16 protein-coding genes and 5 pseudogenes are annotated in these 21,335 nt (G+C 37.1%); 13 read left to right on the top strand and 8 right to left on the bottom strand.

Going from position 1 to position 21,335, the window contains the following annotated elements:
* Positions 1-3: 3 nt before the first annotated feature.
* Complete coding sequence (locus tag IC572_RS01665) at positions 4-642, top strand: class II aldolase and adducin N-terminal domain-containing protein (protein ID WP_050835522.1); 639 nt, start codon at positions 4-6, stop codon at positions 640-642.
* 20 nt (positions 643-662) lie between these two features.
* Positions 663-959, top strand: a complete 297-nt coding sequence (locus tag IC572_RS01660; RefSeq protein ID WP_187854846.1) for a hypothetical protein — start codon at positions 663-665, stop codon at positions 957-959.
* Between the two features lie 8 nt (positions 960-967).
* On the opposite strand, the gene IC572_RS01655 is transcribed toward IC572_RS01660, so the two are convergent.
* Positions 968-2,851, bottom strand: a complete 1,884-nt coding sequence (locus tag IC572_RS01655) for a motility associated factor glycosyltransferase family protein (RefSeq protein WP_187854845.1) — start codon at positions 2,849-2,851, stop codon at positions 968-970.
* A gap of 60 nt (positions 2,852-2,911) precedes the next feature.
* Positions 2,912-4,456 (bottom strand): flagellin B, encoded by a 1,545-nt coding sequence (locus IC572_RS01650; protein WP_000010011.1) that lies wholly within the window; start codon positions 4,454-4,456, stop codon positions 2,912-2,914.
* 165 nt (positions 4,457-4,621) lie between these two features.
* Here IC572_RS01650 and topA point away from each other — a divergent pair, with 165 nt between their 5' ends.
* Together topA and IC572_RS01640 are read left to right on the top strand one after the other, a co-directional pair.
* Complete coding sequence (gene topA / locus IC572_RS01645; RefSeq protein WP_187854844.1) at positions 4,622-6,832, top strand: type I DNA topoisomerase; 2,211 nt, start codon at positions 4,622-4,624, stop codon at positions 6,830-6,832.
* Entirely contained in the window at positions 6,825-7,751 is a 927-nt protein-coding gene (locus IC572_RS01640) for a radical SAM protein (protein WP_187854843.1), read from the top strand. The genes topA and IC572_RS01640 overlap by 8 nt, the downstream gene beginning before the upstream one ends.
* Positions 7,752-7,894: 143 nt before the next feature.
* On the opposite strand, the pseudogene IC572_RS01635 reads toward IC572_RS01640, so the two are convergent.
* Positions 7,895-8,113 (bottom strand): annotated as a pseudogene (locus IC572_RS01635) (DUF874 family protein); the annotation flags it as partial.
* Between IC572_RS01635 and IC572_RS01630 the strand changes: the two are divergent.
* Positions 8,110-8,538: pseudogene (locus tag IC572_RS01630) on the top strand (hypothetical protein); the annotation flags it as partial. The pseudogenes IC572_RS01635 and IC572_RS01630 sit on opposite strands and share 4 nt — an antisense overlap.
* Positions 8,539-10,263, top strand: a complete 1,725-nt coding sequence (locus tag IC572_RS01625; RefSeq protein ID WP_187854841.1) for a type IV secretory system conjugative DNA transfer family protein — start codon at positions 8,539-8,541, stop codon at positions 10,261-10,263. It begins immediately after the preceding pseudogene.
* A 224-nt stretch (positions 10,264-10,487) separates the two neighbouring features.
* Here the strand turns inward: IC572_RS01625 and IC572_RS01620 are convergent, their stop codons facing one another.
* Both IC572_RS01620 and IC572_RS01615 read right to left on the bottom strand, forming a co-directional pair.
* Positions 10,488-10,769, bottom strand: a complete 282-nt coding sequence (locus IC572_RS01620; RefSeq protein WP_115044765.1) for a type II toxin-antitoxin system RelE/ParE family toxin — start codon at positions 10,767-10,769, stop codon at positions 10,488-10,490.
* Complete coding sequence (locus tag IC572_RS01615) at positions 10,762-11,076, bottom strand: hypothetical protein (RefSeq protein WP_000065296.1); 315 nt, start codon at positions 11,074-11,076, stop codon at positions 10,762-10,764. The genes IC572_RS01620 and IC572_RS01615 overlap by 8 nt, the downstream gene beginning before the upstream one ends.
* Before the next feature lie 336 nt (positions 11,077-11,412).
* Here IC572_RS01615 and IC572_RS01610 point away from each other — a divergent pair.
* From IC572_RS01610 to IC572_RS01600, 3 genes and pseudogenes are all read left to right on the top strand, one after another.
* A pseudogene (locus IC572_RS01610) lies at positions 11,413-11,595 on the top strand (relaxase/mobilization nuclease domain-containing protein); the annotation flags it as partial.
* Positions 11,580-12,113, top strand: a pseudogene (locus IC572_RS01605) (hypothetical protein); the annotation flags it as partial. The pseudogenes IC572_RS01610 and IC572_RS01605, both read left to right, overlap by 16 nt.
* Positions 12,113-13,315, top strand: a complete 1,203-nt coding sequence (locus tag IC572_RS01600; RefSeq protein ID WP_187854839.1) for a hypothetical protein — start codon at positions 12,113-12,115, stop codon at positions 13,313-13,315. The pseudogene IC572_RS01605 and the gene IC572_RS01600, both read left to right, overlap by 1 nt.
* Positions 13,316-13,378: 63 nt before the next feature.
* On the opposite strand, the gene IC572_RS01595 is transcribed toward IC572_RS01600, so the two are convergent.
* The 3 genes and pseudogenes from IC572_RS01595 to ppsA form a co-directional block, all read right to left on the bottom strand.
* Positions 13,379-14,455, bottom strand: a complete 1,077-nt coding sequence (locus tag IC572_RS01595) for a tyrosine-type recombinase/integrase (RefSeq protein ID WP_187854838.1) — start codon at positions 14,453-14,455, stop codon at positions 13,379-13,381.
* A gap of 287 nt (positions 14,456-14,742) precedes the next feature.
* Positions 14,743-15,759: pseudogene (locus IC572_RS01590) on the bottom strand (DUF874 family protein); the annotation flags it as partial.
* A 96-nt stretch (positions 15,760-15,855) separates the two neighbouring features.
* A complete protein-coding gene (gene ppsA / locus IC572_RS01585) occupies positions 15,856-18,294 on the bottom strand; it encodes a pyruvate, water dikinase (RefSeq protein WP_187854837.1) in 2,439 nt (812 codons plus the stop codon).
* Between the two features lie 185 nt (positions 18,295-18,479).
* On the opposite strand from ppsA, the gene IC572_RS07870 reads away from it, so the two are divergent.
* From IC572_RS07870 to rpmI, 4 genes are read left to right on the top strand one after another with little or no spacing between them, the layout of a single operon-like run.
* Positions 18,480-18,611, top strand: a complete 132-nt coding sequence (locus IC572_RS07870) for a hypothetical protein (protein ID WP_001892720.1) — start codon at positions 18,480-18,482, stop codon at positions 18,609-18,611.
* A gap of 39 nt (positions 18,612-18,650) precedes the next feature.
* On the top strand, positions 18,651-20,489 hold the full coding sequence (gene thrS / locus IC572_RS01580; protein WP_187854836.1) for a threonine--tRNA ligase: 1,839 nt from the start codon (positions 18,651-18,653) through the stop codon (positions 20,487-20,489).
* Positions 20,486-21,097: a translation initiation factor IF-3 gene (gene infC, locus IC572_RS01575; RefSeq protein WP_165508784.1), complete on the top strand. Its 612-nt coding sequence runs from the start codon at positions 20,486-20,488 to the stop codon at positions 21,095-21,097. The genes thrS and infC overlap by 4 nt, the downstream gene beginning before the upstream one ends.
* On the top strand, positions 21,078-21,272 hold the full coding sequence (gene rpmI, locus IC572_RS01570; RefSeq protein WP_001125542.1) for a 50S ribosomal protein L35: 195 nt from the start codon (positions 21,078-21,080) through the stop codon (positions 21,270-21,272). The genes infC and rpmI overlap by 20 nt, the downstream gene beginning before the upstream one ends.
* Positions 21,273-21,335: the final 63 nt, after the last annotated feature.

Below are 21,335 nucleotides of genomic sequence, written 5' to 3'. Positions count from 1 at the left end.
ATCATGCTAAACATGAACACACACACAAGAGGCATTGACAGCAATCTGATTCATTCGCTCCAAAGCATTTCATTATCCATGTTTAGAAAGGGTTTTTTTGGGCTTTATCAAGGCTCTATTTCAGCGCGCATTGGCGCTAACCAGTTTGTGATCAACAAAAGAAACGCTGTTTTTGATCAATTGAATGAAAACACCTTACTGGTCTTGCATGACAAGATAGATTACCGCTGGAAAGAAGCGAGCCTGGATTCGCCCATTCATGCGAGCGTGTATCGGGAGTTTTTGGACGCTAAATTCATCGCTTACGCGCGCCCTCCTTATAGCCTAGCGTATTCCTTGCGCCACAACCGATTGCTCCCTAGGGATTATTTAGGGTATCGTTCTTTGGGTGAGGAAATCGCCATTTTTAACCCCAAAGACTATGACAGCTGGCAAGAAAGAGCGGATACAGAAATTTTACGCCAACTGCAAGAGAGTAAGAAATATTTTGTTTTCATTAAGGGGTGCGGGATTTTTGCCTACCATAGGGAGCTTTCTAAACTCATGGAAGTTTTTGATTTGATTGAAAACTCATGCAAGGTTTTACGATTGGGCGATTTAATGGATTATTGCTATAATGATGATCCACGATTGAGCGTGTAAAAAGCTAAAAAGGATAAAACATGACCATCAACACCCATTACACTCCCAATTTCACACAGCTCCAAACCTTAAACAATATCAATAATGACGCAACCATAAAAGATAGGAATCAAGTGGAGCAGGATTTACAACAAAGCAGCATTCAAGATGGTTTCAGCCAAAATAATACGCAAAACGCCCCTGATTTTGACCGGTTACAAGCTTTAAACGCTATCAATAACGACGGCGAGATTAAAGATAAATCCCAAGTTGAGAAGAGCCTTGCTGATGGCGGAAATACCCCTGAAATTTATTCCAACCTAGACACATACGCTTAAAAAGGGGTTTACCATTCTTTCAAAGCCATTTTGATCGCTTCTATCACGCAATCCATCCCACCCGCTAAACTAAAAAGCCAGTATTTGTGCGCATAAATGTATTCTAATTGCTTAGCCCTTAATTCGTCTTCGTTACTCGTTTTTTTACACACGATTTCAGCGATATGCAATTCCTGGTGGAAAATGTAAGATTGTATCGCATCCATAAAATACGAATTGAATTGCTTGTTATCAAAAAGCTCTTTAACGTTGTCAATTTCAGCGCTCAAATTTTCTAATGCTTTAAAATCCAATTCTTCTAATTTTTTTTCTTCATGAAGCTTTTCCACTTTTTCTAAAAACTCTGCCACCTTTAAAAACGTTTCTTCAACTTGCGTTTTTTTCTCATTGGCGTATTTGATGATTTCTTCGCATTTTTGCTTGGCAATCTTTAAATTTTTATCTTGCTCTGATCGGGTGGGATAAATAAGATTGATAGGAGGCTTTGGCTTGGATTTATCTATTCTTTCGCACACTTCTTTAAAGGGCATTTCTTTAGTCCCTTTAATCCTAGCCCCCCCTTCAGTAGCGTTAATGACTTCTAATTTATAGGGCGTGTTGAAAATATCTTTTTCAAAAAATTCTAAGAAAAGTTTCCACACTAAAGTGGTCTCTACTTCTCCATTACCTCCGTATTTTTCTATAAAAATCTTGTCTTTATCTTTTTTAGGCTTGATCTCCCTATCGCCATAAATCGCCCCACTAGCGTGGCTGTTACCGCTTTGTGAAAAGCTCAAATCTTGCCCGATAAACACGCATCTTTTGAAACGAGAATGCACCACTAATTCATACGCCATGTTCGCTGCACTCATGCCTATGCCCACATAACCATACTGGTGCAAATCAAAAAGGTTGGTGTAACCAAAGGGGCGGAAACTGAATTGCTTAACCCCCTTTTTAATCGCTTGAATCAATCGTTTATGCACAATGGAGGTCAGAGCAAAAATAACGCCTTCTTGAAAATCTAAGGGGGTTTCTTCATAGAATTTCGCCGTCAAATCCACTCTTTCTAAAGACAGCACAATATCAGGCTTGATACCGGCTTTAGCCAAAATAGGGAAAGAAGCGTCTATGCAAAAAAGCGTTGCGTAAGGAGCGATTTCTTTTAAAAGGGGGAGTTGCTTGTTCAAACTGGGCCCGGTTGAGACAATGATAGCGGTGTTTCTGTTTTTTAAAGCGTTCACAAAATCCACCAAACTAGGGCTTTTGATGACTTCAGGCAGATTAGCGGCATGCTGTTTGATGCCTATAAGCGCGTCTTTAGCGTCATTGCCCACGCTAATAGCGCCATGCTCTAAAGCGCGCGTGAAATGCTGGTTGATTTCTATCATTTGATGGGAGTATCGTTCATAATAAGCGTTAAAAAGTTTTAAATCATACATTCTTGCATATAAACGAGACTTTTTATCCATATCAAACAATGAAGCGATCATGTTGTAATTGCAAAAACTTGCATGCAATAAAATCAAACGATTTTCTAAAATCTCAGTGGAAAAATCCAAAAGATTCAGCACAATGAAAATAATTTCTATTTCAGGCTCAATGACCACCAAGCGTTTTAAATTGCCATTGCCTAAAAGCAAGCGATAAAACACCCCATTACCCAAGCCAAAATAATACAAATAAGGATAAAGCATGTAAATTTCGCTATTTTTGTATAGCTCTAAGCTTGAATCTAGCGGGCTTTTTTCAAATAAGGGGGTGTTTGTTTCTTTATCTAAGAGGTTGAAATTCGCGCTATCATTCCCTAAAAACACTTCGTATTTTTTGTTTTCTTTAATGGCTTTGAGCTTTGCGAACAAAAGGGGGTCTTTTTTGAAAAGAGCTTGTAAGTTTTTTTGATAAATATCCATTATTTTAACTTATAAAAATAACTTATAAAAAGGGCTAACGCCCCCTTAAATTAAGGGCTGTTATTGTAAAAGCCTTAAGACATTCTGTTGCACCGCATTCGCTTGCGCCATAGCAAAACTCCCGCTTTGCGCCAAAATATTGTATTTAGAAAAGTTCGCGCTCTCTTCAGCAAAATCCACGTCTCTGATTTGAGATTCAGCCGCTTTAACATTCACTTGGGTTACAGAAATATTATTAATGGTGGTAACCAATTCCATTTGCACCGAACCCATATCCGAGCGGATCTTGTCTAATTGCGTGCGTGCAGAATCTGCCATATCCATCACAATCATCGCCCCTTTAAGGCTTGTTACCCCAGCCCCTATACCTTGAGAATTGGTCTCCGCTTGCGCGCCATTAGCGTTCGCTCCAGCTGCTGAAGCCACATTCGCATCAAAAATGCCCCTAACCGCTCTCAAATTCACGGTGTATTCCGCCACCCCTTGAGCGGAATGAAAGCCCACATGGCTAAAATTCACACCGCTCACAATGATATCTCTGGCGTCGGTTCTCGTCAAGGTTAAGCGCCCAATCACCGCATGCTGTGTCCCAGAAATTCCTGCAAAATTCCCTCCCCCAAAAACCTGACCGCTCGCGCTCGCTGCATGCACAGAAATCGCGCGCCCGTCAATGGAGTGCAAATTAATGCGCCCTTGAATGTCCAAGCTCGCTTCTACGCCGGTGCGATCTTTGACGGAGTTAATGGCGTTAGTCAACCTCCCGTCAGCGTCGTTTTTATGCACATCATTCACGGTCCCAATTTCTACGCCATTAATGGTGAGCTCTCTCACGGTTCCTGATTGCACGGGAGTGCCGCCGGTGGCCATGACATTATAAGACGCCCTAACGCCTAAAGTGTTAGAAAAACGATTGATGATTTCGCTTAACGCTCCGATCCCAGTGCCAGCGCTCGTAGAAATGCGCACGGTTTCAATCTTATAATCGTTCACGCCATTGACTTGTTTGAAATTCAATCCCACTTCAGTCAAGTTTTGTGCCGCTGCGCTAGCGAGCATGCCTGCACCGCTAAAAGAAGAGGTTTCCATGCGCACATGCCCAATCTTATCTGAGCTCGTTGAGCCAATAGACGCTTTAACCGTGGTGTTAGAATACGCGCCAATTTGAAATTCTTTGTTAGAAAAACTTCCTGAAAGCATTTGTTGGCCGTTAAAGCTTGTGGTGTTAGCGATATTGTCCAATTCTTCTAACAACCTTTGAATATCGCTTTGGAGCGCTCTTCGGCTTTCTAAAGTTTGCCCGTCTTGAGCGGCTTGAACGGCTTTGGTTTTAATGGTGTCTAAGATTTTGATTTGCTCATCCATCGCTTTATCTGCGGTTTGAACCATACCAATAGCGTCATTAGCGTTGCGGATCGCTTGACCCAAATTCGCGCTTTGACTCCTTAAGCTATCAGCGATCGCCATCCCACTAGAATCATCAGCGGCTTTATTGATCCTAAGCCCTGAGCTTAACTTTTCAAGCGAGCTTGAAAGGTCTCTGTTGTTTTGAACCCCTACCGCATGAGAAGTTAAAGCGGCGATATTGGTATTTATCCTAAAACTCATGTTTGCATCCTTTGCATAGATATTTGATTTTAGTCAAGCAAAGGGTGTTCCAACTCTTTGATTTTTAGTGCCGCTATAGTTTTTATGGTTCAATAGGGCGTTTAGTCAAAATTCTATGCTACAATCATTCATTAATAGGTATAAACATTTTATTAAAGGCGTTCAATGAAGCACCTTATTATCGTAGAATCCCCCGCAAAAGCCAAAACCATTAAAAATTTTTTGGATAAAAATTACGAAGTCATCGCCTCTAAAGGGCATGTTAGGGATTTGTCCAAATTCGCTTTAGGCATTAAGATTGATGAAACCGGCTTCACTCCTAATTATGTCGTGGATAAAGACCATAAAGAGCTTGTCAAACAGATCATAGAGCTTTCTAAAAAGGCATCTATTACTTATATCGCTACCGATGAAGACAGAGAGGGGGAAGCGATAGGCTATCATGTGGCATGTTTGATTGGGGGGAAATTGGAGAGCTATCCTAGGATTGTTTTTCATGAGATCACGCAAAATGCGATTTTAAACGCCCTAAAAACCCCACGACAAATTGACATGTCTAAGGTCAATGCCCAACAAGCCAGGCGTTTTTTAGATCGGATCGTGGGTTTCAAGCTCAGCTCGTTGATTTCATCTAAAATCACTAAAGGTTTGAGCGCTGGGCGGGTGCAAAGCGCGGCTTTAAAGCTTGTGATTGATAGAGAAAGGGAAATCAAAGCCTTTAAGCCTTTAACCTACTTCACGCTAGACGCTTACTTTGAGCCGCATTTAGAAGCGCAACTCATCAGCTATAAGGGCAACAAACTCAAAGCCCAAGAACTCATTGATGAAAAAAAAGCTCAAGAGATTAAAAACGAATTGGAAAAAGAAAGCTACACTATTTCCAGTATCGTTAAAAAATCTAAAAAATCCCCCACACCGCCCCCTTTCATGACTTCTACTTTACAGCAAAGCGCTTCCAGTCTTTTAGGCTTTTCGCCCACAAAAACCATGAGTATCGCTCAAAAATTATATGAAGGCGTAGCCACCCCGCAAGGCGTTATGGGCGTGATCACTTACATGAGGACCGATAGCTTGAATATCGCTAAAGAGGCTTTAGAAGAAGCGAGAGCTAAGATTTTAAAAGACTATGGCAAAGACTACTTACCCCCTAAAGCCAAAGTCTATTCCAGCAAGAATAAAAACGCCCAAGAAGCCCATGAAGCGATCAGGCCCACTTCTATTATTTTAGAGCCAAACGCTTTAAAAGACTACCTTAAGCCTGAAGAATTAAAGCTCTATACTTTAATTTACAAACGCTTCTTAGCTTCTCAAATGCAAGACACTCTTTTTGAAAGCCAGAGCGTGGTTGTGGCTTGCGAAAAAGGCGAGTTTAAAGCGAGTGGGAGAAAACTCCTTTTTGATGGCTATTATAAAATTTTAGGCAATGACGATAAGGACAAATTACTCCCCAATTTGAAAGAAAATGACCCCATTAAATTAGAAAAACTAGAGAGCAATGCCCATGTTACAGAACCTCCAGCACGTTATTCAGAAGCGAGTTTGATTAAAGTTTTAGAAAGTTTAGGCATAGGCAGGCCCAGCACCTACGCCCCAACGATTGCACTTTTGCAAAACAGAGACTACATCAAGGTAGAAAAAAAGCAGATCAGCGCTTTAGAGAGCGCTTTTAAAGTGATAGAAATTTTAGAAAAGCATTTTGAAGAGATTGTGGATTCCAAATTCAGCGCTTCTTTAGAAGAAGAACTTGACAATATCGCTCAAAATAAAGCCGACTACCAGCAAGTCTTAAAGGATTTTTACTACCCCTTTATGGATAAAATTGAATCTGGGAAAAAGAATATCATCTCTCAAAAAGTGCATGAAAAAACCGGCCAATCATGCCCTAAATGCGGGGGGGAATTAGTCAAAAAGAATAGCCGTTATGGGGAGTTTATCGCTTGCAACAATTACCCTAAATGCAAATACATCAAACAAACTGAAACCGCTAATAATGAAGCCGAGCAAGAATTGTGCGAAAAATGCGGAGGGGAAATGGTGCAAAAATTCAGCAGAAACGGGGCGTTTTTGGCTTGCAACAACTACCCTGAATGCAAAAACACCAAATCGTTAAAAAACACCCCTAACGCCAAAGAAACAATAGAAGGCGTGAAATGCCCAGAATGCGGAGGGGATATTGCCTTAAAAAGGAGTAAGAAAGGCTCGTTTTATGGCTGCAACAATTACCCTAAATGCAATTTTTTATCCAACCATAAGCCCATTAACAAGCGTTGCGAGAAATGCCATTATTTGATGAGTGAAAGAATCTATCGCAAAAAAAAGGCGCATGAATGCATCCAATGCAAAGAGCGCGTGTTTTTAGAGGAAAATAATGGCTAAAGAAAATCCGCCTGTCGTTTTTGGGCCTGTTTTATCCAGGCGTTTTGGGAAGTCTTTGGGCGTGGATTTATCGCCCTCTAAAAAACAATGCAATTACAATTGCATTTATTGCGAGTTGGGTAAAGCCAAGCCCATTGAGTACATGGGAGAAGTGATCAAAGTGGAAACCTTGATTAACGCCATTCAAAACGCCTTAAACAACCTCACCACCCCCATTGATGTTTTAACCATTACCGCTAATGGCGAACCCACGCTATACCCTCATTTATTAGAGCTTATCCAAAGCATCAAGCCTTTTTTAAAGGGCGTTAAAACTTTGATTTTAAGCAACGGCTCGCTCTTTTATGAGCCAAAAGTCCAGCAAGCCTTAAAGGAATTTGACATCGTTAAATTTTCTTTAGACGCTATTGATTTGAAAGCCTTTGAAAGAGTGGATAAGCCCTATTCTAAAGACATTAACAAGATTTTAGAGGGGATTTTGCGCTTTTCTCAAATCTATCAAGGGCAACTGGTGGCTGAAGTGCTGTTAATTAAGGGCGTGAATGATAGCGCGAATAATTTAAAGCTCATCGCTGCCTTTTTAAAACAAATCAATATAGCCAGAGTGGATTTAAGCACCATAGACAGGCCCTCAAGCTTTAAAGCCCCAAAATTGAGCGAAGATGAATTATTGAAATGTTCTTTGTTTTTTGAAGGGCTTTGCGTGAGTTTGCCTAAACGATCCATTACTCAAGCCAAAAAATTGATTTCTTGCGGTATAGACGAATTGCTCGCTTTGATTTCCAGGCGCCCTTTAAGCGCAGAAGAAGCCCCCTTAATACTAGATCCTAACGCCTTTAAGCATTTAGAAACTTTGTTAAACCATAAGCAAATTACGATTAAAAAAGTCGGCTCTTTGGAGTTTTATTGCGCGTTTTAATCTCCATTTGTAACCCATAGTTTTACCTTACTTTAGTGAGCTTAAGCTTTTAAAAAGGCTCTGTTCTAATTGGGTAACATAGAGTTTTTAAAATACCATAAATAAGCTAAAAACGATTTTATGGTGTTCTTATTTTCTTATGCCTACACCCTTTTACTATAACCATAACCCGCTTTTTCTACTTTTTTCTCGGTATTAGCAACTGCTTTTATTTCTTTATTAATATCAGCAAATATTTTTTGAACGAACAAAAGGCTTTGAGAGGTTGAAAGGTGGGCTTGTGGGTATGGTTTTAAATTCCTCATTTTAAGCATTTTAGCTTGAGCTTTAGAGCGTATTTTTAAATTTTCTTTTCGCCATTCTTAATCTACATAATTTTTCCCATTTTAAATTTGAGATTTATTTTTCATTTTTTTGTGCGTTACTACCGCTATTTTTGACAGCCTACTTATTTTTTAATGGGCGCAATATGGATAGTCATGGCAAGGCAGTTTGGGCTGAAATGAAAGATATTATTAAATACGAATACAATATTTTTAATATTTTTAAAGGCTTGTTCTTAATTTTGATTTTACCTCTAATGCTTGTTGTCTCTAGCTTTACGCTATTGCTTGTTTTTATAGGGTGTATATTTTATGAAGTTTATCAATTTGCCAAGAAAAGACCTAAGGTTTTCTTTACGATCTTATCCTTTTTAGTAGTGATTTGTGTCTTAATCTTTGTATTTAGGGGATTTTTAAGTGTAAAACTAACGCCATTTATGAAATATCTAAAAGGATTATTTTAAATGAGAGAAAAGTCAAAAACATTAAAAGATAAATTCAAAGATAAAACTAGCAATTTATTCCATAAGCTTAATAGCATTCAAAAAGATTATTACACTAAAATGCTTCCTAAGGCTTGCAAAGATGTCTTTACGCTAGGTTCTTCTAAAAGTTATCCTATGACCTTAAATTTTAACAAAGGTTTTTGTGTGGGGCTATATAAAGGAGTGAATTCGCTTAAGCCTACTTATTATGATGCTCCGCTTTCTACTTTAATCATCGCTCCTCCTGGAAGTGGTAAAACCGCAGCTGTGGCTGTGCCTAATCTTTTAAATGTGCCTAGCTCTTGTGTGGTATTAGATATTAAAGGGGAGTTGTTTGATTTAACGGCTGGTTACAGACAACAAGTTTTAAAAAATAAAATTTTTGTATTTAATCCCTTAGGAAATGATAACACGCTTAAATTCAATCCGTTTGACAAACGCATCGTAGAAAAATTAGATTTTAACAGAAAGCGAAGGCTTGTAGATGAAGTGGGTAATACTATTTTTGCTGAAGATGGGGCAAATAAAGACCCTCATTGGACACAGCAAGCTAAAAATTTATTTGTCTTTTACGCTCTTTATGATTTGTGCGTGCATAACACTAGCACCTTTTTTGAAATTGCAAGCGCTCCTATAAAAAATTATGTCCCCTTAATCAATCCACAAAGCCGATTTTATACTGAATTATATGAATGTCAAAGTAGCGATAATGGTTTTGTTAAAGAGAATGGGCGTTATATGGCTAAAGTAGAAAATGGCGTTAAAAAAATGAAACCTAATGTCAATGTGGAATTGCTATGGTATAAACAAGTAGCCGAACAAGTCTATACTGACCCAGAAAATCCTAAAAATTATGATGGCTCTGTGAATCATTTAGAAAAAGACGATCAAGGCAATGTTATAATGAAAGAGGGCATGTTAGATCCTATTATTAGAAACGAAGCGAACAAATGGGCTAAAGCAAATGACAAAGAGTTTGCGAGCATTAAATCAATTTATAGCCGTTTTATGCAAGTCTTTACAAGCTATCAAGTTATTGAATACGAGGATTTAAGGGCTGACAATATTTCACTCTACATTAAGATCGCTCAAACAGATATTGACACGCTCGCACCGCTTATCCGTATCCTTTTGGAAAGTATTGCTAAAAATCTTCTATTGAAAGAGAGTAAGAAATTTGAAGAAAGGGTTTATCTCTTTTTAGATGAATTTGTGCGTTTTGGTAAATTGCCTTTTTTATTAGAAATGCCCGCATTGAGCAGGAGCTATGGTGTGGTTTTAATTTTTATTACGCAATCCAACGCTCTTATTGAAAAATATTATGGTAGAGAAGATGCAAGAATTGTTAATAGCACCGTGGCTTACAAAGTAATTTTCAAGATGGATGATTTAGAATACGCTAAACAAGTGAGCGAAGAAATTGGTAAGATGACTAGAAAAACACGAAGCCATTCTACAGAAAAAGGACAGCTTATTATGGGTGGGACTTCTAGTATAGGAAAAGAGGCGTGGGATTTATTGAGCACACAAGACATCATGAATATTGATAAAGATGAAGTGATCATTTTAGTAAGCGGCCATAAGGCTAAACCCTTAAAATTAAAAGCGAATTATTATTTCAAAAACAAAGAATTACTCTCTCGTATTAACTGGGAAGTCAAACCCAATGAAGAAGTGTTTGATGAATTAAAAAAGTTTGCATGAGTGTTTTTTAATTGCTTTTTGAAAATCGCTTTCTACAACTTTTTATCCTTGTTATTAAAAGGAATACGCTGATTTATAGTGCAAACTTGCATAAGTAAGATTTAAAAAATAAAGATTAACGTTTTTGTATTGTGGCTTAGCATAGCTTATTTTTAGAAATTAGCATGTTTTATTTTAAAGTTAGCACGATTTGAATTAAAAATTAGCACAGATGGTTGTGTGGATCACTTTTTAAATAGCTCGCTATGAGTGTCTAGACGCAATAAAACAAGTTCGTTTTCTTGTTTTTTGATTTCATAAATCAATAACAAGTTTGGCTTGACATGGCATTCTCTCAGCCCTTTAAGATTACCACTCAAAGCGTGGTCGCAATATTTTTGTTGGAGTGGTTTTTGTTTTTTTAGGCAATCAACAATGCTTGTAACATCGCTTTCTGTAATACGTCCAGACAAGATATGCTTATTAAAGTCTTTAAGAAAATCTTTCTTAGTTCTGACTTTAAGCATTATGCCTTTCTCTTTCTTGTTTTGCTATTTGCAAAAAATCATTGAAGTCTCCAAACGAAACATCGCATTCTGGGTCATCTTTTGAAGCGATCGTATTTAACAGGCTTTGCGTGGGTTCTTTTTCTTGAGAATGTTTTTGGGCTAAAACCTGTCTGATCATTTGTTCTTGCAATTCACACTCTTGGATTTTTTTTATCGCCTTATTTTTATCCCCTTCTGCCTTAAGCAATTGTTTTTCAATGGAGTTTAAGAAATTGTGCAGTTGCTTTTCATTGTATTGCGAGTAATCTGTAATAATATTTGACATATTGAACTCCTTTTTAATAAAAGATAGTTAGCGTAACTTGTTTTCATTTTAGCGCAACTTGTCATAACCTTTAGCGCTATTTGCATTGAGTCTTTGCCCATCAATCAAAAAATCGCACACATATTGAAAGTTTTAAAATAAGTTTTTTTGATTAAGTTTGATTTAAGAATATCTTAAAAGTGCGTGTTTTAGCCACCTGTAAGGTCAAATTGACTTCAATTTTTACGGAATTGAAGTGTTATCCTGCACTTTGAAAAGGGGGGATAATAATGTTAGAATAAGGGCTAAGAAAATTAAAACAAGCGAAAGTTTTTGGGAGAATAAAATTACAATAAAATGGCGTTAGAAAAAAGTTATAGTAAAGATTTTGAAAGCGATGAGCTTTTTGATTATGAGATCATTAAGCCTAAAAAGACGCTTAAGATACAATACACTTATGCTAAACGCTATTATGAAGAAGCAGAAAAGTTTGCTAAAAATTTACCCCAACTCACACAAGAAGAATCTATGCGAAAGAAGGGTATTGCTCTAAACAAAATATTGATGGTAAGGATTATTGTTTTAGTAATACACTTGAAATTGAACGACTGATAAACACTTTTGAGAAAGACAATAGTTCGTATATAGAAAGGCTTAAAGGAGCAACCAATCAAGAAACTAAAGCAAAAGTCTATGCAGACTTTAAACAAAAATTTGAAATGTTAAACACGCAAATTCTACTTAATATTGCTAATAACCTAAACTTTATGAATCAAACCCTGTCTCTTATGGCAAGTGCCTATTCAGACACTTATTATAAACAACAAAATATCATTATGCCATCATTTTTAAACCCTCCTGAAAGCGTTAAAAAAGAGTTTTTAGAAATAAATAAAAAAACAAGTCAAGCTTTTAGAGCAAATTTAAATAAATTTGGACTACCCACTTCACAATTGCCTGATGTTGAAAAATCTTTTATGATGACACAAGGTGGGAATATAGCAACAGAAAAGTTTCAACAAATGAAAAACAATATTACACAAGGATGGGATGAATAATGCCTTATTTGGTTTGGGGTGGTATTTCTCTTGCTATTGGTATTATTTCTTATTTCATACCAGCTGATAATCTCAATGTGGCTACTGATGGGCTTTATAGTAGTATTATAGGCGTATTTCAAAATTTCACCAATGAATTTAAAGACAAATACAACAATATTGCAAAAACAATCGCACCTGCTATGGTTTCTATAGGGACAATACTTATTTTTGCATATTCTGTAAAAAAATACAAAAATAATGAATTTTTTGAAATCAAAACTTTCACGCAATTTGCTTTTTTTCTTGCTCTTCTATCCTTAATGCACTTTGCTTTGAATAGTCCTAAAAAATTCCATTCATATGTAGAGTTTTTTGTAGAAACGCCTGCAGTCATTCTCAATAACGCCATTGAAGAAACAACAAAAACTTTTTACAAAAAAGCTCAACAACAATCAAATCAATCCCAAAATAAAACAAATCAAAGTTTTATAAGTTTTAATGGGAATATACAAGGAATTATTAAAAATCAAACCAAGCAACTTTTTGCTTTTTATGAAAGCTTTAGAGAAAATAATGCAGGTTTTAGCAAACCATTTGTTTTCATTATGCAGTCTCTATCTTTTGTGGCTATTGTGTTTTTTCAAATCCTACTTATATTTAAAACAATTTATCTTATTTGTATTATTTTTATAGAAAAAACTTTTTATTTGCTATGCTTTATCTTTATGACGCCTTGTTTATTTTTTAAACAAACTCAAGGATTTTTCTTTTCTTACATTAAAAAAGTCTTTTCTCTAACCTTTTATGCGCCTCTTGTGTTTTTATTTGCCATGCTAAACTCTATTGGGTTAGAATTATTTAAACCTACTCAAAATATCATAGAAACTATCGGCATTATTATCATTTCAGCAATTACTTCAGCTTTAATTAGCAATATTCCAAATATTATCAATACCATTTTTGGAACACAAGGTGGTTCGGTTGATTTAGCTAACTTCTTAAAAGCTGGATCGCAAAGTTTTTTAAGCTTTGCTAGTAATGTAGGTAGTGCAGTAAGCGGTGGCGTTAAAGGCGCTTCTGTAGGAACTGGCAATTTTCTTGTAAAAACAGAAGGTGCAATAGGCAATGCTGTAAATAACATCAAAAACAGAGCCTCTCAGCCTGAAAATATAAGAACTTCGGTTGGTTTTGTTAATGTTGGTTCTAAAGCAACGAGATAAGCTACAAAAAACATCAAAAAACAACCCTTTAAAGAACTTTTGAATGAGGAATTAATCATCTTTTTACTCACTCAATAAATTATCAAAAATGCTTGCTACTTGTTTATTATATTCTTGTGCGGTGTGAATGTAGATTTTTGTGGAGCTTAAGGACTGATGCCCTAATGCTCTTGAAGTCAAAACAATATCCCTACTCTCAGCATAGACTAAAGTGGCAAAACTATGCCTAAATAAGTGCAATCCTGTACCATATTGTTTAAAATTTTCAATACCACTCAACATAAAAATATTCAACACAAAATTACTGATTGAACAATGCTTTTGAGTATAGTGAGACAGAGACTTCTTAAATACAAAACGCCCATTAAAACTACTCAATCGTTTGCTATCACCCAACCACTCATCTAAAGATTTTTCTAGCATTTCTCGTTTAATGAACGCTTTTCGCTCTTTATTGTTTTTGCCTTTTATAAGCAAGATATAATGCTCTTTTTCTAAAACAATATTTCTCAATTCTAAATTAAAAACCTCAGATTTTCTCAAACCACCCAAAATAATTAAGAGCAAAATACACTTATTTCTCTTTTCATAACTGCTTCTAGTTTTATAGTTTATAAGAGTATATATAAAAGATTTTAAATCTTTTGAATTTAGATGTTTAGGCAAATTATCTTTGTGTTTAGCAAAGGCTATATTTTTAAGACTAAAATAAAATTCATAATGTTTAGTCCTATCCAAGTAATCAAAAAATTGCCTAATATACATCACATATTTTGCCATTGAATTAATCTTTCTTTGTTTAGCTAACTCAAATAAAAAATTCACAAGCATTTCTTCATTGAGTAGTCTCAATCGCTTAACTTTCAAATGCTTGCAAAAATAGTCAAAAAATAAAAACAATACACGCATCATCAAAATATGCTTTGTGCCTTGATTATAAATTGTATGACATAATTTTTCCAAATCTTTAATATTTTCGCATTTTTCTAATTCTATTGACAAAAATCTCATTTTTGTAAAATCCCTTACCCCATTAAAAACAACCATACGCTTAAATTTAAAAACAATAAAATCCCTAATCCCTACAAACAACTCCCTTTGACTTCTAGCGAGTGCGTTATTGTCATTTGATTTTTTCATAAAAGTCCTCTTAATATTAATTTTTTTAATAGAAATTAAAAAGAATGTAATTTATAAAAAATCAATAATAAGGAGCCTATTTATAAAAAAAGAATAAAAAGATATATATAATATAGTAATTGCAATTATATAAATATCTCTCTCCCCTATTAATAATAAAATTGTAAAGAAAAATTTTTCCGATTTATAAAAAAACAAATTTTTAAAAATTTATAGTAGAATGCATGAAATAGTTTTTAAAAAGTTAGCATTAGAAGATTAAGAAGCTTAGAACTAGCTAAATAATTATATTCTCCTGTAATATTAAAATCTCTAGGATCTAATTCTAAATAAGCGATAGAACTTGGTTTATAAAAATCCACTTGTTTAGCGATAGCTTTTTGTGAATAGGGCAGAGATTCCAGCTCTTTTTGCAAATAAGCTATAAGCTCTTGCGCTTTTGATCCTCTTTGAGAGCGGGGTTGTTTAGAGTTTGGAAGGTGTTTTGGCTGGATAGGGGTTTGATTGGTTTTTGCAGGTTTAGGGGTTTTGCATTCAGCTTCTACTTCTATAGCAATACCAGTAGTAACACCGGTCTTAATTCTTGCTTTTTTAATAAACAATTGGCCATGTTTTTCTTGGCAATTTTGTTCTGTTTCTTTAATGAAATCTTTCTGTTCTTTAATCAAATCTCTTTGTGTATTAATTGTCTTTTGTTTTTGCTGTTCTAACTCTATCTCACTCTTATTTGCTTTTTGTTTTTCTTGTTCTACTTTTATTTGACTATTAGCGAGTTCTATCTCACTCTTATTTGTCTTCTGTCTTTCTTGTTCTGTTTTCTGTCTTTCTTGTTCTAACTCTATCCCACTCCTATTTGCTTTTTGTCTTTCTTGTTCTGTTTTCTGTTGTTCTTGTTCTGTCTTTTGTTTTTCTTGTTCTAACTCTATCTGTTTATCAGTATCACCAGCGCTACAAGCGGCTAATAATAAACTTGCCGCTATTGTTAATCCTGAATATTTCCACCAATTGATTTGACTTTCTTTTTCAGCTTGTTTGGATTTATCTTGGACTTTATCGTCTAATTCTTTCGCTTTCCTGCATGCAACATGGGTCAATACTACTAATGCCACATTGCTTTTCTTGGGGTGTTTTTTTACAAGTTCTCTAACTCTCTTCATAATCTTTGTAAAAAACCCACCAATTGATCTGAGCGTATTTGTAATGGCGCTCGCTTGTTTAAAATGAGCCTCTTTATTTGCCTTTGTGTCAGCTGTCTCTGTGTTTTTGCCAACTTTATTTGTTTTTCCTGTTTTTACTGATTCTATTACCAACCTTTTTTCAAAAAACAATCCCACTTTTCAAAATTATATCATGGAAACTAATACGAGAAACCCACTCAAGTTAGATCAACCCATTCATTATCAACGCACAGTTAAGCTATGGTCTTTCAGTTCTTTTTCTAACTTGGCTACGGCGTTCCAAGTGGGGATCACGCTATCAGGGTTTAAAGAAATGGAAGTGATGCCTTCTTTGACTAAAAACTCTGTTACTTCAGGGTAATCGCTTGGGGCTTGCCCGCAAATCCCGCAATATTTGTTGTGCCTTTTACAAGCTTCAATCGCTTTTTTAAACATTTTTAGCATCGCTTCATTCCTTTCATCAAAGACATGGCTGACCAATTCGCTGTCTCTATCCACGCCTAAAGTGAGCTGGGTTAAATCGTTTGATCCAATAGAAAAGCCATCAAACAAGCTTAAGAAATCATCAGCCAAAATGACATTCACCGGCAATTCACACATGATATAAATTTCAAGCCCGTTTTTACCGGATTCTAAATTGTTTTTTCTTAAGATTTCTAGGACTTTTTTACCCTCTTCAATGGTGCGCAAAAAAGGGATCATCACTTTCATGTTCGTTAAGCCCATTTCTTCCCTCACTAACGCTAAGGCTTCACACTCCCATGAAAACGCTTCGTTATAGCTTTCTGAATAATACCGACTAGCCCCCCTATAGCCAAGCATGGGGTTTTCTTCATTAGGTTCATAGCTAGAGCCGCCAAGCATGCGCATGTATTCATTGGATTTGAAATCGCTAGTCCTTACAATCACAGGTTTAGGGTAAAATGCCGCACTGATCATGCCAATGCCTTCAGCGATTTTTTTCACAAAAAAATCTTTAGGGTTAGCATAGCCTGCCATAAGGTTTTCAATTTCATTTTTTTCTTTCACGCTTTTTTTGTGGTGCAAATCCACTAAAGCTAAGGGGTGGGCTTTGATTTGATTTAAAATAATCATTTCCATCCTGGCTAGCCCTACGCCGTGATTAGGGAGCTGAGAAAAGCCAAAAGCTTTTTCAGGGTTTCCAATATTGATGTAAATTTTTGTTTGAGTTTCTTGCATGTTAGAAAGCTCCACCCTTTCAATTTCATGCTCATAAATGCCTGCATACACATAGCCCTCTTCGCCCTCAGCGCAAGAAACCGTGATTTCCATGCCGGTATAAAGGCTATCAGTCGCCCCGCTTACCCCAACAATAGCTGGCACGCCAATTTCTCTAGCCACAATAGCAGCATGGCAAGTGCGCCCTCCACGATTGGTGATAACCGCGCTCGCTTTTTTCATGCAAGGCTCCCAATCTGGATCGGTATTGTCTGTAACTAAAATTTCGCCCTCTTTAAAAGAATTCATGTGCTCCAAATCATTGATGATGCGCACTTTTCCTGAGCCGATCTTACTCCCAATCGCTCTGCCTTGCAAGATAATCTCTTTCTTTTCGTTAGGGTTTTTGAATTTGAATTTTTCAAAGACTTGACTTTCTTCTTTACTTTTTTGGCTTTGAACGGTTTCTGGGCGCGCTTGAACGATAAAGATTTCCCCGCTATCGCCATCTTTAGCCCATTCTATATCCATGGGGCGGTATTGTTTGGCTTCTTTAGAGTAGTGTTTTTCAATTTCAATGGCGTATTTGGCTAAAATCAGCACGTCTTCATCGCTCAATGAAAAGGACTGCCATTCTTTTTTGGTGGTTTTAATGTTTCTGGTAGGGTGTTCGCTACCTCTTGGGGCATAGACCATTTTTTGCGTTTTATTGCCGAGTTGGCGTTTGATAATGGGGCGTTTGTTTTGCTCTAAAGTGGGCTTAAACACATAAAATTCATCAGGGTTTATCGTGCCGCCCACCACATTTTCGCCTAACCCCCACGCTGAAGTGATAAACACCGCGTCTTTAAAACCGGTTTCGGTGTCAATAGAAAACATCACGCCCGCGCTGCCTTTATCCGCTCGCACCATTTTTTGCACCCCCACACTCAAGGCGACTTTTAAATGATCAAACCCACGACTCGCTCTATAACTAATCGCTCTATCGGTAAAAAGCGACGCCAAACAGGATTTGATATAGTGGATCAATTCGGTTTTACCCTTAATGTTTAAATAAGTGTCTTGCTGCCCGGCAAAAGAAGCGTCCGGCAAATCTTCTGCAGTAGCGGAACTCCTTACAGCCACATCGGCTTCTTTCATGTGGTATTGCTGGCTTAAAATCTCATAAGCTTGAAAAATCTCATCTCTTAAATCGCTAGGAAAAGGCGTGCCAAAAATAAGCTCTCTGATTTGTTTGGAGCGGATTTTTAACACATCAATTTCGGTGGCATCAACATTTTCTAAAAGCTCTATGATTTTTTGCTTAGCCCCCCCTTGCTCTAAAAGATACCAATACGCTTCGCTCGTGATCGCAAAGCCATCAGGCACTTTAATACCAATTGGCACTAATTCTTGAAACATTTCACCAATGCTAGCGTTCTTGCCCCCAACTAGATTCACATTCTTATTGTTCAACTCTTTGAAAAACTTGATATATCGCACAAAACTCCCTTAAAATGATCATTAAGTCTCTTAAAACATAAAATATAATAATGATAGCATGATAGAGCTTTAGTTTGAGCTAGTTTGTATTCTAAGCTTTCTAATAAGGGGCGTATTCTTTTTGGTTTATGATTTTATTGTATAATGAGCGGTTAGTTAGGTATTTTTGAATAGAAAGGGTAGTTTTGTATAGGCGGTTATTGTTGAATTTGCTTTGTATGGTGTTTTTACAAGCGTGTTTAAAGCCTATGAGCGACCCTAAAGCTGAGAAAGTGGATTCGCAAGTGCAATGCGGGTTTGGCTCAAAAGATTGCTGAATTTTAAGGTTTAAAGAAAGGAAACATAAGTTTTAAAGAATGAGTGCGGAACTGATTGCTGTTTATAAAGACGAGCAAATAATAGATTTAGAGAGCGCAAAAGTCTTAGGGCTGAGCGATGGGATCAAAGCGTTAAAAGGGAGCGAGCCGATATTTTTTGATGATTCGCCTTTGGCTTTAGAAGTGATTAGGCATTCATGCGCGCATTTGCTTGCGCAAAGCTTGAAAGCCCTTTATCCGGACGCGAAATTTTTTGTAGGCCCTGTGGTAGAAGAGGGGTTTTATTACGATTTTAAGACTTCTTCAAAAATCAGCGAAGAGGATTTGCCTAAAATTGAAGCGAAAATGAAAGAGTTTGCGAAGTTAAAGCTCGCTATCACTAAAGAGACTTTAACTAGAGAGCAAGCCTTGGAGCGTTTTAAGGGCGATGAATTAAAGCATGCGGTGATGAGTAAAATCAGTGGCGATGCGTTTGGCGTGTATAAACAAGGCGAGTTTGAAGATTTGTGTAAGGGGCCTCACCTCCCAAACACCCGTTTTTTAAACCATTTCAAGCTCACTAAATTGGCTGGGGCTTATTTGGGCGGCGATGAGAACAATGAAATGCTCATTAGAATCTATGGCATCGCTTTTGCCACCAAAGAGGGCTTAAAAGACTATCTTTTCCAAATAGAAGAAGCGAAAAAACGAGATCACAGAAAGCTGGGCGTGGAGCTAGGGCTTTTTAGTTTTGATGATGAGATAGGGGCGGGCTTGCCTTTATGGCTACCTAAAGGGGCAAGGCTTAGGAAGCGCATTGAAGATTTATTGAGTCAAGCGTTACTTTTAAGAGGCTATGAGCCGGTTAAAGGCCCTGAGATTTTAAAGAGCGATGTGTGGAAAATCAGCGGGCATTATGACAACTATAAAGAAAACATGTATTTCACCACGATTGATGAGCAAGAATACGGCATAAAGCCTATGAATTGCGTGGGGCATATTAAAGTCTATCAAAGCGCTTTGCACAGCTATAGAGATTTGCCCTTAAGGTTTTATGAATACGGCGTGGTGCATCGGCATGAAAAAAGCGGCGTGTTGCATGGGCTTTTAAGGGTTAGGGAATTTACCCAAGACGATGCACATATTTTTTGCTCTTTTGAACAGATCCAAAGTGAAGTGAGCGCAATTTTAGATTTTACGCATAAGATCATGCAAGCGTTTGGTTTTAGCTATGAAATGGAATTATCCACAAGGCCGGCTAAATCCATAGGCGATGATGAAGTTTGGGAAAAGGCCACTAACGCTTTAAAAGAAGCCCTAAAAGAGCACCGCATTGATTATAAGATTGATGAAGGGGGAGGGGCTTTCTATGGGCCTAAGATTGACATTAAAATCACTGACGCTTTAAAGCGTAAATGGCAGTGCGGCACGATTCAGGTGGATATGAATTTGCCTGAACGCTTCAAGCTCGCTTTTACCAATGAGCATAATCACGCTGAACAGCCGGTGATGATCCACAGAGCGATTTTAGGCTCGTTTGAAAGGTTTATTGCGATTTTGAGCGAACATTTTGGGGGGAATTTCCCTTTCTTTGTCGCGCCCACTCAAATCGCTCTCATCCCTATTAATGAAGAGCATCATGTTTTTGCTTTGAAATTAAAAGAGGAATTAAAAAAGCGCGATATTTTTGTAGAAGTGTTGGATAAAAACGACAGCTTGAATAAAAAGGTGCGATTAGCCGAAAAACAAAAAATCCCTATGATTTTAGTGTTAGGGAATGAAGAGGTGGAGACCGAAATTCTATCCATTAGAGACAGAGAAAAACAAGCTCAGTATAAAATGCCCTTAAAGGAGTTTTTAAACATGGTTGAATCTAAGATGCAAGAGGTTAGTTTTTGAGTAGAAGCGAAGTGTTGTTAAACGGAGACATTAATTTTAAAGAAGTGCGTTGCGTGGGCGATAGTGGCGAAGTGTATGGGATTATTTCTTCTAAAGAAGCACTCAATATCGCTCAAAATTTAGGTTTGGATTTGGTTTTGATTTCAGCGAACGCGAAACCTCCCGTGTGTAAGGTGATGGATTATAATAAATTCCGCTACCAAAATGAAAAGAAAATCAAGGAAGCCAAGAAAAAGCAAAAGCAAATTGAAATCAAAGAGATCAAGCTTTCCACTCAAATCGCGCAAAACGATATTAACTATAAAGTCAAGCATGCGAGAGAATTTATTGAAGCCAATAAGCATGTCAAATTCAAAGTGGTTTTAAAGGGTAGGGAAAGTCAAAATTCAAAAGCCGGGCTTGATGTGCTTTTGAGAGTCCAAACGATGATGCAAGATTTAGCCAACCCTGAAAAAGAGCCAAAAACCGAGGGGCGTTTTGTTTCGTGGATGTTTGTGCCTAAGGCTAAAGAAGCCCCCAAAAACGAAAAGAAAACCAAAGAAAATAACCCGCCTTTTAATCGTATTAACCTTATGAAAGGAGAAAATCATGCCAAAAATGAAGACTAATCGCGGCGCGTCTAAGCGTTTCAAAGTCAAAAAAAACTTGATCAAGCGTGGCAGCGCTTTTAAAAGCCATATTTTGACTAAAAAAAGCCCTAAGCGCAAAGCCAATTTGAACGCGCCAAAACATGTGCATCACACTAACGCGCATTCTGTCATGTCGTTGCTTTGCAGGGCTTAAGAATGCTCATTAGAAAGTGGAGTTAATCCCCTTGTTTAAGGGAAAGTCGTTTTAAAAACGCAC

It is taken from the genome of Helicobacter pylori (assembly GCF_014496485.1).
In the GTDB taxonomy this organism is placed as follows: domain Bacteria; phylum Campylobacterota; class Campylobacteria; order Campylobacterales; family Helicobacteraceae; genus Helicobacter; species Helicobacter pylori_DD.
Note: the sequence above shows the minus strand (reverse complement) of the source record. Positions and strands in the feature narration are given on the sequence as shown.